The organism is Streptomyces sp. NPDC093149, assembly GCF_044754145.1.
Taxonomy (GTDB): Bacteria; Actinomycetota; Actinomycetes; order Streptomycetales; family Streptomycetaceae; genus Streptomyces.
Map to the genome: position 1 here is coordinate 465,098 of NZ_JBIVON010000003.1, position 14,032 is coordinate 479,129.

At 69.8% G+C, this 14,032-nt stretch carries 10 protein-coding genes; 5 read left to right on the forward strand and 5 right to left on the reverse strand.

Going from position 1 to position 14,032, the window contains the following annotated elements; all coding sequences use genetic code 11:
* Positions 1–214: 214 nt before the first annotated feature.
* The 4 genes from ACIQCZ_RS12615 to ACIQCZ_RS12630 all read left to right on the forward strand — a co-directional run bounded on the left by ACIQCZ_RS12615 (position 215) and on the right by ACIQCZ_RS12630 (position 4,998).
* On the forward strand, positions 215–952 hold the full coding sequence (locus ACIQCZ_RS12615) for an SDR family oxidoreductase (RefSeq protein ID WP_402281839.1): 738 nt from the start codon (positions 215–217) through the stop codon (positions 950–952).
* Between the two features lie 450 nt (positions 953–1,402).
* Positions 1,403–3,133 carry a cytochrome c oxidase subunit I gene (gene ctaD, locus ACIQCZ_RS12620; RefSeq protein WP_402281841.1) on the forward strand — a complete coding sequence of 577 codons (1,731 nt, stop codon included), beginning with the start codon at positions 1,403–1,405 and terminating at the stop codon, positions 3,131–3,133.
* Between the two features lie 29 nt (positions 3,134–3,162).
* Entirely contained in the window at positions 3,163–3,504 is a 342-nt protein-coding gene (locus tag ACIQCZ_RS12625; protein WP_402281842.1) for a hypothetical protein, read from the forward strand.
* A gap of 132 nt (positions 3,505–3,636) precedes the next feature.
* A complete protein-coding gene (locus ACIQCZ_RS12630) occupies positions 3,637–4,998 on the forward strand; it encodes an NAD(P)/FAD-dependent oxidoreductase (protein WP_402281843.1) in 1,362 nt (453 codons plus the stop codon).
* A gap of 110 nt (positions 4,999–5,108) precedes the next feature.
* Here the strand turns inward: ACIQCZ_RS12630 and ACIQCZ_RS12635 are convergent, their stop codons facing one another.
* On the reverse strand, positions 5,109–6,107 hold the full coding sequence (locus tag ACIQCZ_RS12635; protein ID WP_376272611.1) for an aldo/keto reductase family protein: 999 nt from the start codon (positions 6,105–6,107) through the stop codon (positions 5,109–5,111).
* An 85-nt stretch (positions 6,108–6,192) separates the two neighbouring features.
* Positions 6,193–7,332, reverse strand: a complete 1,140-nt coding sequence (gene rho / locus ACIQCZ_RS12640; RefSeq protein WP_402281845.1) for a transcription termination factor Rho — start codon at positions 7,330–7,332, stop codon at positions 6,193–6,195.
* A gap of 374 nt (positions 7,333–7,706) precedes the next feature.
* Here rho and ACIQCZ_RS12645 point away from each other — a divergent pair, with 374 nt between their 5' ends.
* On the forward strand, positions 7,707–8,606 hold the full coding sequence (locus ACIQCZ_RS12645) for a GNAT family N-acetyltransferase (protein ID WP_402281847.1): 900 nt from the start codon (positions 7,707–7,709) through the stop codon (positions 8,604–8,606).
* A 146-nt stretch (positions 8,607–8,752) separates the two neighbouring features.
* Here the strand turns inward: ACIQCZ_RS12645 and meaB are convergent, their stop codons facing one another.
* Genes meaB through mutA form a run of 3 tightly spaced genes read right to left on the reverse strand, consistent with a single transcriptional unit; the run spans position 8,753 to position 13,851 of the window.
* Positions 8,753–9,772, reverse strand: coding sequence for a methylmalonyl Co-A mutase-associated GTPase MeaB (gene meaB / locus ACIQCZ_RS12650; RefSeq protein ID WP_402281848.1), 1,020 nt, complete (start codon positions 9,770–9,772; stop codon positions 8,753–8,755).
* A gap of 12 nt (positions 9,773–9,784) precedes the next feature.
* Positions 9,785–11,986, reverse strand: a complete 2,202-nt coding sequence (gene scpA / locus ACIQCZ_RS12655) for a methylmalonyl-CoA mutase (protein WP_402281849.1) — start codon at positions 11,984–11,986, stop codon at positions 9,785–9,787.
* Complete coding sequence (mutA, locus tag ACIQCZ_RS12660; protein ID WP_402281851.1) at positions 11,986–13,851, reverse strand: methylmalonyl-CoA mutase small subunit; 1,866 nt, start codon at positions 13,849–13,851, stop codon at positions 11,986–11,988. The genes scpA and mutA overlap by 1 nt, the downstream gene beginning before the upstream one ends.
* Positions 13,852–14,032 lie beyond the last annotated feature (181 nt).

Genomic DNA, 14,032 nt, shown 5'->3' on the forward strand with positions numbered 1-14,032 from the left:
ACCGCTACGGAAGGGGGGGGTGCGTCCAGGCGCGCTCCCTCGGCCCTCCCGCCCCGGCCGGCATCCTGCCCGGCCGGGGCGGTTTTGCGATGCCGCGGGCCGGCGCCGCGAGCGCTCGGCGGTTTTGGACATTGTCCGCGTGCTCCCGTACAAGCAGCCGTTCCGCCGGTAGGTTCGACCGACTCGGATCTGCTGTTCTTGAGGAGGACGGACTGTGCTGACGGGCAGGAACGCCGTGGTCACCGGAGGATCGCGGGGCATCGGCCGCGCGATCGTCGAGCGCCTGTGCCGCGACGGGGCACACGTGGTCTTCAACTACGCCACCAGCGACGACGCGGCCGCGGAGGTCGTCCGCGCGGTGCGGGACAAGGGCGGCGAAGCATCGGCCGTCCGTATCGATCTCGCCGATCCCGACGGGCCGGAACAGCTGATGGAGGCCGCCGAGGCGAGGCTGGGCGGCCTGGACGTCCTGGTGAACAACGCCGCGCTGTGCCTCCCTCCGTCCCTCATCGCGGACACCGAACCGGACGTGTTCGACAGGGTGATGGCGGTGAACACCCGAGCGGTCTTCATGACGATCCGTCACGCGGCCCGGCGGATGAGTGAAGGCGGCCGCATCGTGAACATCTCCACGGCCAACACCGTGCGGCAGGGCCCCGGCATCAGCGCGTATGCCGCCAGCAAGGGGGCGGTCGAGCAGATCACCGCCGTCGCGGCCCACGAACTCGGAGCCCGGGGGATCACCGTCAACACCGTCTCGCCCGGTGCGACCGACACCGAGATGCTGCGCGGCGCCAACGAGCCGGAGGCGCTCGAAGCAGTCGCCGGAATGACACCTCTCGGCCGACTGGGCGAACCCGAGGACGTGGCCGACGTGGTCGCCTTCCTGGTCGGCCACGACGGCCGGTGGATGACAGGCCAGAACGTACGCGCCACGGGCGGGCTGGCCTGAGCGGCACAGCAGCGATCCCCGGAGCCGGTCACCGGTCGGGGTGTTCGCCGACTCCTGCGACAACCGCGCCGTCCCGTGCAGGAGTTGGCGACGCCTCGCGGGGATTCCGCGACTCTGGGACATGAACCGCTTTGCGGGCATTGCCGGTTGAGCGGATGAGGGTGTCGCGCCCCGTGCTCCGGGCCACGGCGTCGGCCGTCGCCCGCACGGGAGCCCGCACCGGCGCCGACGGGGTGCCGGCGGGCCGGGCCGTCGGCCGAAAACGCCCTGACGAGTGAAAGTCGTGCGACGGCGGGCGCCGGGCCGCACATAGTGGCCCCGCGGCTGATTTGCTGCACCTGGAATCTGGCGTGACGCGCGCGGGAACGGCCGGCCGGCCGTCCCGGTGGAGTCGGAGCCCCTGCCGGGTGCCCAGTCCACCCGCGCGAATGAGATCGAAGGAGCGTCCCAGTGACGACGACGGGCACATCAGGGGCAGCCGAGGAAGACGAGGCGTACGCGAACGAGCTCCCGGTACGCGCCAAGCAACCGGGCAACGTCGTCGTCAAGTGGCTGACCACCACCGATCACAAGACGATCGGCACGCTCTACCTGGTCACGTCGTTCACCTTCTTCATCGTCGGTGGTGTGCTGGCCCTGGTCATGCGAGCCGAGCTGGCCCGCCCCGGGATCCAGATCATTTCGCCGGAGCAGTTCAACCAGGCGTTCACGATTCACGGCACGATCATGCTGCTGATGTTCGCGACGCCGCTGTTCGCCGGCTTCACGAACTGGATCATGCCGCTGCAGATCGGCGCGCCCGACGTGGCGTTCCCACGGCTGAACATGTTCGCGTACTGGCTGTACCTCTTCGGCTCGCTCATCGTGGTGGCCGGCTTCCTCACCCCGCAGGGCGCGGCCGACTTCGGCTGGTTCGCCTATTCCCCGCTGACCGACGCGGTCCGCTCACCGGGTATCGGCAGCGACATGTGGATCATGGGTCTGGCCTTCTCGGGCTTCGGCACGATCCTGGGCTCGGTCAACTTCATCACCACGATCATCGGCATGCGTGCCCCGGGCATGACGATGTTCCGCATGCCGATCTTCGTCTGGAACGTCCTGCTGACCGCCGTACTCGTCCTGCTGGCCTTCCCCGTCCTCGCGGCCGCCCTGCTGGTGCTGGAAGCGGACCGGAAGTTCGGCGCGCACGTCTTCGACCCGGCCAATGGCGGGGCGCTGCTCTGGCAGCACCTCTTCTGGTTCTTCGGCCATCCGGAGGTGTACATCATCGCCCTGCCGTTCTTCGGGGTCGTCAGTGAGATCATCCCGGTCTTCAGCCGCAAACCGATCTTCGGCTACATCGGTCTGATCAGCGCGACGATCGCCATCACGGGCCTCTCGGCGACCGTGTGGGCGCATCACATGTTCGTCACCGGCGGTGTGCTGCTGCCGTTCTTCTCGTTCATGAGCTTCCTCATCGCGGTGCCGACCGGTGTGAAGTTCTTCAACTGGATCGGCACGATGTGGAAGGGATCGTTGTCCTTCGAGACACCGATGCTCTGGTCGATCGGCTTCCTGGTCACGTTCCTCTTCGGTGGTCTGACCGGTGTGCTCCTGGCGTCGCCCCCGATGGACTTCCATGTCTCGGACTCGTACTTCGTCGTCGCGCACTTCCACTACGTCGTCTTCGGGACCGTGGTCTTCGCGATGTTCGCCGGATTCCATTTCTGGTGGCCGAAGTTCACCGGCAAGATGCTGGACGAGCGGCTCGGCAAGATCACGTTCTGGACGCTGTTCGTGGGCTTCCACGGCACGTTCCTGGTGCAGCACTGGCTGGGTGCCGAGGGCATGCCGCGTCGTTACGCGGACTACCTCGCCGCGGACGGCTTCACCGCGCTGAACACGATCTCGACCATCTCCTCGTTCCTGCTCGGTCTGTCGATGCTGCCGTTCTTCTACAACGTGTGGAAGACCGCCAAGTACGGCAAGAACGTCGGGGTCGACGACCCGTGGGGCTACGGCCGTTCGCTGGAGTGGGCGACCTCCTGCCCGCCGCCGCGGCACAACTTCCTCACCCTGCCGCGGATCCGTTCCGAGTCCCCGGCGTTCGACCTGCACCACCCCTCGGTCCGCGCCCTCGACGAAGCGATCAACCGTCCCGGCACCGGCACGATCGCCGCCCCGGGGGACAGCGGGGCCTGAACAGAACGGTCCCGGGAGAGGAGCATCGAGTGGACTCGGACAAGGACAGTGCGCGCGGTCTGGCACAGCTGGAGGGCTATCTGCTGTGGACCGCCGAGGTCGAGGAGGCCCGACGGCAGGCGGACCGCTTCACCGACGAGCTGCCCTGGCTGACCAGGGCACAGCGCGAGGAGGTGGAACGGGTCTATATCGCGGACCGTGTCACCACTTCGCGGGCCATGCTCTGCCGGATCTCCGCGCGTGCCGGCCAGCTGCGCGGCGAATTCGACGCGCGCTACCGCGAGCTCAGGGCCCGCTGCGTCGCGGCCGGTCTCGTGCTCGTCGGCGCGGTCGGTGGCACCTGCACGGCGGTCGCCCTGCTGGCCCGCTGACCCGGTGGTGTCGTCCGTCCGCCGTCCCCAGCAGGCGAAGTCGGCCGCGGCTCGTGAAGATGAGAGATGACGGGCGCGTGCGACGGGGCAGGCGAACGGACGACCGTGCAGGCCCGAGAAGGGACGAACACCGTGGCACGACCCAGGATCCTCGTTGTCGGTGCCGGATTCGCCGGGGTGGAGTGCGTGCGCCGTCTGGAGCGCGGGCTCGTCCCGGGCGAGGCGGACATCACGCTCGTCGCCCCGTTCTCGTACCAGCTCTATCTGCCCCTGCTGCCCCAGGTGGCGGCAGGGGTGCTCACCCCGCAGTCGGTCGCGGTGTCGCTGCGACGAAGCCGCAAGCACCGCACCCGGATCATCCCGGGCGGTGCCATCGGAGTGGATCCCAAGGCGAAGGTCTGTGTCATCCGCAAGATCACCGACGAGGTCGTCTACGAGCCCTACGACTACATCGTGCTCAGCCCCGGCAGTGTCACCCGTACCTTCGACATCCCCGGCCTGCTCGACAACGCCCGGGGCATGAAGACGCTCGCCGAGGCCGCGTACGTACGGGACCACGTGATCGCCCAACTCGATCTCGCGGATGCCAGTCACGACGAGCACGAGCGGGCTTCGCGGCTCCAGTTCGTGGTGGTCGGCGGCGGATACGCGGGCACCGAGACGGCCGCCTGCCTGCAGCGCCTCACCACCAACGCGGTCAGGCACTACCCGAGGCTCGATCCCAGGCTCATCAAGTGGCACCTCATCGACATCGCCCCGAAACTCATGCCCGAACTGGGGGACAAACTCGGCCGGAGCGCCCTGGAGGTGCTGCGCGCACGCGGCATCGAGGTGTCGCTCGGGGTCTCCGTCGCCGAGGCCGGGCCGGAACAGGTGACCTTCACCGACGGCCGGGTGGTGCCTTGCCGCACACTGATCTGGACGGCGGGCGTTATCGCGAGTCCACTGGTCTCCACCTTCGACGCGGAGACGGTACGCGGACGGCTCGCGGTGACGCCCGAGATGAGCCTGCCGGGCTTCGACGGCATGTTCGCGCTCGGTGACGTCGCGGCCGTACCGGACCTGAGCAAGGACGCCGGGGCGGTCTGCCCGCCCACCGCGCAGCACGCCATGCGCCAGGGCCGCACGCTCGCCGACAACCTCATCGCCACGCTCCGCCACCGGCCGCTGAAGCCGTACGTGCACCGGGACCTCGGGCTGGTCGTGGACCTCGGAGGCAAGGACGCGGTGTCCAAGCCGATCGGCCTCGAAATGCACGGAATCCTGGCACAGGCCGTCGCCCGTGGCTACCATTGGACGGCGCTGCGGACCAATGTGGCCAAGGTGCGGGTCATGACCAACTGGATGCTCAACGCCGTCGCGGGTGACGACTTCGTGCGTACCGGATTCCAGGCCCGCAAGCCGGCCAAGCTGCGTGACTTCGAGTACACGGACTCCTATCTCACACCGGCACAGGTCCGCGAGCACACCGCATCGCTGCACACCGGTGTCTGACGCCGTGCACAGCCCGGATCGGTGACCCGCGCACGGCTCGGAAGGAGTGCGGTCGAGGGGCGGGGTCCGTCGTCCGGCGGGCCCTGCCCCCTTCACCGTGGACGGTCGGGTCAGCTGTTGCTCTCGTGACCGGCGGTCAGACCGGAGTCCAGTTCCGCCACCGGGGACAGGATGTCGTCCATGCTCTTCAGCAGTTCCGCGTCGAGTGTCACACCCGCCGCCCCGGCGTTCTCCGTCACCTGCTCGGGCCGGGAAGCGCCGATGATGGCGGCGGAGACATTGGGGTTCTGCAGCACCCAGGCGACCGCGAGCTGGGCGAGGCTCAGACCGGCCTGGTCGGCGAGCGGCCGCAGCTGCTGGACGCGCTCCAGCACCTCGTCGCGCAGCCAGCCGGCGACCATGTTCGCGCCGCCCTTCTCGTCCGTCGCCCGAGAACCGGCCGGGAGCGGCGCGCCGGGCTTGTACTTGCCCGTGAGGGCGCCCTGAGCGATCGGTGACCAGACGATCTGCCCGATGCCCAGTTCCTCCGACGCGGGTACCACCTCACTCTCGATGACCCGCCACAGTGCCGAGTACTGCGGCTGGTTGGAGATCAGCGGCACCTGCAGTTCGCGGGCGAGACCGTGTCCGGCGCGGAGCTGGTCGGCCGTCCATTCGGAGACGCCGATGTAGAGGGCCTTGCCGGAGCGGACGACGTCGGCGAACGCCTCCATGGTCTCCTCCAGCGGGGTCGAGTGGTCGTAGCGGTGCGCCTGGTAGAGGTCCACGTAATCCGTCTGCAGGCGGCGCAGCGAGTTGTCGATGGACTCCATGATGTGCTTGCGTCCGAGCCCCCGGTCGTTGTGGCCGGGGCCGGTCGGGAAGTACACCTTGGTGAACACCTCAAGTCCCGCGCGGCGCTCGTTCTTGAGTGCTCGGCCCAGCACGGCCTCGGCCCGCGTCTCGGCGTAGACGTCCGCGGTGTCGAAGGTGGTGATCCCGGCGTCGAGGGCCGCGCGGATACAGGCGACCGCCGCGTCCTCCTCCACCTGGGAGCCGTGGGTGAGCCAATTTCCGTAGGCGATCTCGCTGATGGTCAGACCACTGCGGCCGAGTCGGCGGAATTCCATGTGCCTGCTCTCCCTGTGCTCGTTGGGGGCGGATCGTGCAGGAGCGGTCCATGCTATTGCGCCGTCCGGCCCCGGTCGGACAGGCTCAGGCGCCGGGAACGGTGAGGTGGACCGTACGGAGGAAGGCCGCGTTGTCCGGGGTGCGGCGGATCCGGTTCAGCAGCGTTTCGAGCGCCGTCTGCGGATCCCTGGAGTGCAGCGCGCGGCGCAGTCCGCGCACCGTCCGCAACTCGGCTTCCGGGACCAGGAGTTCGTCACGCCTGGTGCTGGACGCCGGGATGTCGACGGCCGGGTGGATCCGTCTGTCGGCCAGCGAGCGGTCGAGCCGGAGTTCCATGTTGCCGGTGCTCTTCAGCTCTTCGAAGAAGTAGTCGTCGGCACGGGATCCGGTCTCCACCAGAGCGGTGGCCAGGATGGTGAGCGAGCCGCCCTCCTCGGCGAGGCGAGCGGCCCCGAAGAGCCGCTTCGGGCCGAGCAGCGCGGCAGCGTCGACGCCGCCGCTGAGGGTGCGTCCGCCCGCGCCGGACGCGTTGTTGTGGGCGCGGCACAGCCGGGTGAGGGAGTCCAGCAGGACGACGACGTCCCGGCCCTGTTCGACCAGACGCTTGGCGCGCTCGACCGCGAGTTCGGCAAGGGCGATGTGTTCCTTCGCCGGCCGGTCGAACGTCGAGGCGAGCACCTCGCCCCGCACGGACCGGCGCATGTCCGTGACCTCCTCGGGGCGTTCGTCGAGCAGCACCACCATCAGGTGGCACTCGGGGTGGTTGGCGGCGAGTGCTGCTGCGATCTGTTGCAGCAGCACGGTCTTGCCGGTTCTGGGCGGTGCGACGACGAGCCCGCGCTGTCCCTTGCCGATCGGGGACACCAGATCGACGAGGCGCGTCGCCGGACCGCCGGACGGCGTCTCCAGGCGCAGCCGCTGCCGTGGGTGGAGCGGGGTGAGATCGCGGAAGTGGGGCCGGCCGCGCAGCGCCTGCGGGGAGAGGCCGTTGATCCGTACCACCTCGGACAGGGCGCGGGACCGGTCGCAGAGGCCTTCGACGACATCACCCTTGCGCAGGCCGTGGCGGCGGATCAGGGCGGCGGGCACCTGCACGTCGCCGGGGGAGGACCGGTCGCCCTGGAGGCGCAGTGTGCCGTGCCCCTGGCGGGTGAGGTCGAGGAGGCCAAGAGCCCCTGTGGGCAATTCCTCCCGGTCGATGGGTAGTTCGAGGGTGCTGGTCATGCGGGTGGTCCTTTCGCGGACATGGCGAATGAAAGGGCCCGGACGGTACGGGGGCGGAAGGCGGCGCACCCCGGACGACGGGCGGGAAAGCCCGGACGGGGAAGACCTGTACCGGACTGGAGGAAGTGGAGCCGAAAGCCGGATCGCCGGTCGGAGAGGGACGGGCGCAGCAGCTCTACGAGAAGAAGACGACACCGGTGCCTCGAACCGAGACGTACACATGTGTCGACTGCATCGTACCACGGTGAGCGCACCGGGTCGGCGGCGACGGCTGCGAAATCCGGTTGCCGTGGCGCGTGCGGGGTGATGTGGTTCCCCGGGCCGCACGCCCGCCCACCCGTCCTGACCGGCGCCCTCGGCGCGGAGGAGTCATCTTGTCGATACGCATCACCGCACTGACCGACCCCGAACGTTCCGATGCGAGCCACCGGTTGGCGTGGCTGGCCTCCGACCTTGCGGGCAGCCCGGTCGGTTCGGCGCTCCTGCGCGTCTTCACAAGCGGGGGCCAGGACCACCTCGCTGAACTGGAACTCCATGTCCACCCGGCGCAGCGCCGCAACGGCATCGGCTCACAGCTGCTGGACACGGCTGTCGCCGCTGCCCGCGAGGAGGGCCGACGCAGTGTCATCACGCAGGTCGAGGCAGGCTCCTCCGGTGATCATTTTCTGCTGGCCAAGGGGCTGCGCAAGGTCCTTGCCCTGACCTACGCCCGCCTTCCGCTGGCGAAGGCCGACACCGCGGCGCTCCGCGACATCGTCGACCAGCCGCATCCGGGCTACCGCCTGGTGTCCTGGGACGGTACGGTCCCGGACGACCTCGCGCCGACGTTCGCGGCATCGCGCCGCGCCATGGACGACATGCCCATGGACGACACCGACTACGGCACGGTCGTCTGGGACGTGGCACGAGTCCGGGCCGCGGCGGCTGCCGTCGCGGCCCGGGGCGAGCTGCTCCACACCGTCGCCGCCGTCGACGAGTCCGGCTCCGCGATCGTGGGCTTCACCGAACTGGTCGTACCGGCCGACGGAGAGGGCGACGGTCAGCACTACGGCACCGGTGTCCTCCCCGAACACCGGGGGCACGGCCTCGCACGATGGATGAAGGCGCAGTCCATCCTGCAGGCCCGCGAACGCCACCCGGCCCTCGACGGGCTGCTGGCGGACACCGCGGACAGCAACACGTACATGCGGAGCGTCAACGACGCCCTCGGCTACCAGCCGACGCACAAGTCGGTCGAGTACCAGCTCGATCTCCAGGATTCCCCGCAACCCTGAGGGCTCGTAGATCATTCCGGAGAACCGTGACAGGCACCTCCACCGACCGCCACGAGGGATCCGCCCGGATCCGGCTCCGGATCCGGATCGCCGGGACGATCGCGGTGCCGGGGCACGCGGGCCCGGCGTGATCCGGACGAGAGGCCCTAACCCGCCGAGTCACCCGCCTCCGCCGCCGGGAGTGTGCCGCGGAACGCGGCCAGGATCTCCTCGGCCGCCAGCGTGGCCGTCAACTCGCCTTCCCGTACCCGCTGTTCCAGGCTCGGGGCGAGAGAACGCACGCCCGGATGGCCGCGCAGACTCTCCAGCAGCTCGTCCCGGACCATCGTCCAGGTCCAGTCGACCTGCTGGTCCCGCCGTTTGACGGCGAGTCGGCCGGTCGAATCGAGCAGCCCGCGATGCTGCTCCAGCCGCTCCCACAGCGTGTCGAGACCGGTCGACTCGCGGGCGCTGCAGGTGAGCACCGGGGGCGTCCAGGCCGCGTCCGCCGGGTGCATCAGCCGCAGCGCGCCCGCAAGTTCGCGTGCGGCCGCGCGCGCGTCGCGCTCGTGCGGGCCGTCCGCCTTGTTGACCGCGATGGCGTCCGCCAGCTCCAGGACCCCCTTCTTGATGCCCTGGAGCTGATCGCCGGTACGGGCCAGCGTCAGCAGGAGGAACGAGTCGACCATATTGGCCACCGCCGTCTCCGACTGGCCGACGCCGACGGTCTCGACCAGCACCACGTCGTATCCAGCCGCCTCCATCACCACGATGGACTCCCGGGTCGCCCTGGCCACCCCGCCGAGCGTTCCGGCGGTGGGGGAGGGGCGGACGAATGCGGCAGGGTCCACCGCGAGGCGTTCCATCCTGGTCTTGTCGCCCAGGATGGAGCCGCCGGTACGGCTGGAGGAGGGATCGACGGCCAGCACCGCGACCCGGTGGCCGAGCCCGGTGAGCATCGTCCCGAGGGCGTCGATGAACGTGGACTTGCCGACTCCCGGCACGCCGCTGATGCCGATGCGCCGGGCGTTGCCGGAGTGCGGGAGCACGTCACGCAGCAACCGCTGGGCCAGCGCCCGGTGATCGGGGCGAGTGGACTCGACGAGCGTGATGGCGCGAGCGATGTACGCGCGCCTCCCGTCGAGGACCCCCTTCGTATAGCTGTCGATGTCGATCTTCACTGGCATCGGATCAGCTGCTCACAACTCATGGCCGAGCGCGGCACCGAGCCGCGTCACCAGGTCGTGCGCGGCGTCCGGGATCACCGTGCCGGGCGGGAACACGGCCGTTGCCCCGGCCTCGTGCAGCGCCTCGATGTCCTGCGGCGGAATCACCCCGCCCACCACGATCATGATGTCGTCGCGGCCCTCGGCGGCCAGTTCCTCACGGAGCGCCGGTACGAGCGTGAGGTGTCCCGCGGCCAGTGAGGACACGCCCACAATGTGCACGTCCGCCTCCACGGCCTGCCGTGCCACTTCGGCCGGCGTCTGGAACAGCGGGCCGACGTCGACGTCGAAGCCCAGGTCGGCGAAGGCCGTCGAGATGACCTTCTGGCCGCGGTCGTGGCCGTCCTGCCCCATCTTGGCGACGAGAATGCGCGGACGGCGCCCCTCGGCCTCCTCGAAGCGGTCCACCAGCTTGCGGGTGCGGTCCACGGAAGGAGACTCACCTGCCTCGTTGCGATACACACCGGAGATCGTACGGATCTGGCCCGCATGCCTCCCGTACACCTTCTCCAAGGCGTCCGAGATCTCGCCCACGGTCGCCATCGCACGTGCCGCGTCGACGGCGAGTGCCAGCAGATTGCCTTCGAGGCCGGGGCCGGGGGCCCGCTCCGCCGCCGCTGTCAGCGCCCGCAGCGCCGCCCCGCAGGCCTGCTCGTCGCGTGCCTCGCGCAGTCGGCGCAGCTTCTCGATCTGCTGGGTGCGCACCGAGGAGTTGTCCACCTTGAGCACATCGATCCGCTCGTCGGTCTCCACCCGGTACTTGTTGACACCGATCACCGGCTGGCGGCCGGAGTCGATCCGCGCCTGGGTGCGCGCCGCCGCCTCCTCCACACGGAGCTTCGGGATGCCCGCGTCGATGGCCTGCGCCATGCCGCCCGCCGCCTCGACCTCCTGGATGTGCTGCCAGGCCCGGCGCGCCAGGTCGTACGTCAGCCGCTCCACATAGGCGCTGCCGCCCCACGGGTCGATCACCCGGCCGGTCCCCGATTCCTGCTGGAGCAGCAGCTGGGTGTTCCGGGCGATACGTGCCGAGAAGTCCGTCGGCAGGGCGAGGGCCTCGTCGAGCGCGTTGGTGTGCAGCGACTGGGTGTGCCCCTGGGTGGCGGCCATCGCCTCCACGCAGGTCCGGGTGACGTTGTTGAACACGTCCTGCGCGGTCAGCGACCATCCCGATGTCTGCGAATGCGTGCGCAGGGAGAGCGACTTGGCGTTCTTCGGCTCGAACTCCCCGACCAGCTTGGCCCACAGAAGCCGGGCCGCCCGCAACTTCGCGATCTCCATGAAGAAGTTCATGCCGATCGCCCAGAAGAACGACAGGCGCGGCGCGAAGGCGTCCACGTCCAGCCCGGCGCCCCGCCCGGCCCGCAGATACTCCACCCCGTCCGCGAGGGTGTACGCCAGCTCCAGGTCGGCGGTCGCACCCGCCTCCTGGATGTGATAGCCGGAGATGGAGATCGAGTTGTAGCGCGGCATCTTCTGCGAGGTGTAGGCGAAGATGTCGGAGATGATCCGCATCGAGGGCTTCGGCGGATAGATGTAGGTGTTGCGGACCATGAACTCCTTCAGAATGTCGTTCTGAATGGTCCCGGCCAGTTTCTCGGGCCCGACGCCCTGCTCCTCGGCGGCCACGATGTACAGCGCGAGGACGGGGAGCACCGCGCCGTTCATCGTCATGGACACCGACATCCTGTCCAGCGGGATGCCGTCGAAGAGCTGACGCATGTCGTAGATCGAGTCGATGGCCACCCCCGCCATGCCGACGTCGCCGGTCACCCGCGGGTGGTCGCTGTCGTAGCCGCGGTGGGTCGGCAGGTCGAAGGCGACCGAGAGGCCCTTCTGCCCGGCGGCGAGGTTGCGGCGGTAGAAGGCGTTGGACTCCTCGGCCGTGGAGAAGCCGGCGTACTGCCGGATCGTCCAGGGCTGGTTGACGTACATCGTCGGATACGGGCCCCGCAGATACGGGGCGATACCCGGATACGTGCCGAGGAAGTCCAGCCCCTCCAGGTCGCGCCCGGTGTACAGCGGCTTGACCGTGATGCCCTCCGGGGTCTCCCACAGCAGGTCGTCGTCGGAACGGCCGGAGGACTCCTTCACGGCCGCGCGCCACTGGTCCTCGGACACCTCGGCGGCGTCGCCCGGTCCGAGTTCGATGTCGGAGAAGTCAGGGATACGCATTACGCCACACCCATACGGTCGAGGACGGAAGAGAGCACGGCCACCACGTCGGAGCCCGCGAAGACGTACTCGTCGACACCGGTGTACTCCCCGGGCCGGCCGGCGAGGAACACCCGCTGGGCACCGGCCGAGCGCAGTGCCTCGGCGACCGCACCGGCCTGCTCGGCGTAGAGCGCGTCGCTGGAGCACAGGCACGCCACGGCGGCCCCGCCGGCCCGGAACGCGGCGGCGGCCGTGGTCGCGTCGACGGAGACCGGGTCGTGCACCGGTTCGATCCCGCCCGCCTGGAACAGGTTGGAGGCGAACGACACCCGCGCGGTGTGGACCGCGGCCGGGCCGAGTGCGGCCAGGAACACCCGGGGCCGCTGCCCGGTCGCCGCGAGATGCGCGTCCGACCGGGCGCGCAGCACCTCGAACGCCTCGTCGCGACGGACCCTGGGCAGACCGCCCGACGCCGCTGCGGACGCCTCGCCCGGGGCGGGCTCGCGCTCCAGCGGGCGCTCCGCCAGCTGCGGGAACTCACTGACCCCGGTGACCGGCTCCTTGCGCCGTGCCAGATCCCTCGCACGTGCCGCCCAGGTCGCCGCGAGGCGCTCGCCGATCATTCCCGAACGCAGAGCGGCCGCCTGGCCGCCCGACCGCTCGATCTCCTGGAAGAACGCCCAGGCGGAGTCGGCGAGTTCGGCCGTGAGCCGTTCCACGTACCAGGAACCGCCCGCCGGGTCGATCACCCGGGCCAGATGCGACTCCTCCAGCAGAATGGTCGATGTGTTGCGGGCGATGCGCCGGGCGAACGCGTCCGGCAGACCCAGGGCGTGATCGAACGGCAGCACCGTGACGGAGTCGGCCCCGCCGACACCCGCACCCAGACATGCCAGCGTCGTGCGCAGCATGTTCACCCAGGGGTCGCGCCGCGTCATCATCACCGAGGACGTCACCGCGTGCTGGCGCTGCGCCCCCGCAGCGGCGGCCCCGCACACCTCGGCCACCCGGGCCCACAACCGCCGCGCGGCCCGCAGTTTGGCGACGGTCAGGAACTGATCGGCCGTCGCCGCGTACCGGAACTCCAGCTGCGCACAGGCCTCTTCGATGGTGAGGCCGGCCTCCGTCAGCGCCCGCAGATAGGCGACACCCGTCGCCAGCGAAGCGCCCAGCTCCTCGGCGGCCGAACCGCCGGCCTCGTGGTACGGCAGCGCGTCGACGGTCATGGCCCGCATTCCGGGACACTCCCGCGTGCACCGCCGTGCCCAGTGGACGGCGGCCGTCAGATCGGCTTCGGCACCGTTGCGGGCGGCCAGTCCGAGCGGGTCGGCGCTGAGGTTGCCGCGGGCATTGCGCACCTCGACGCCCCGCTCGGTGTGGAGCCGCAGCAACTCCGTCGCCGCGGCGTCGAGGTGACCGCCGGCGTCGAGCACCACGGGAGCCAGATCGAGGAGGACGCCGTCCAGCGCCCCCGCCAGAGCGGACACCGGCACGCCATCGGTACCGCCCACGGTCAGCCACAGAGAGGTGACACCGTTCTCCAGATCCGCGAGCACGGCCTCATTGAGGCGCGCGGGATCCGGCTGGGCGTGCCGCTGCCGTACGTCCCAGCCGCCCGCCGCGTTGCCCCCGGCCGTACCGCCGCGGGTGAAGGGGGCGAAGCCCGGATGTCCGGCATCGGGAGCGCTGTCGCGCGAGGTGTAGAGAGGGCGGGTGATGAGCCCGTCCTCCACCGTGGTGGACAGCGCTTCCTCGGCGGCCGAACCCGCAACGTCCTTGCCCGACTTGCGCAGCACGCCTTCGACGAGGCTCTGCCACTGCTCATGGGCGGGTCGAGGGAAATCGGCGGCCAACGTAAGCCCGTCGGCAGGCTGGACCGTCATGCCCAGATGCTAGGTCAGGTCTCAGACGAGCAGCAGGGGCTCCGTCTGTGACCTTGCCCTCTCCGAGAGCACTCGACCCTTCACGCACGGTCGCGCAGCCGACGCCGATCCGAGAGTTGGCACTTCCTCCAAGCAGACTGGCATTTGCTCCACATATCAGCAGGATGGATTGCAGCTGCGA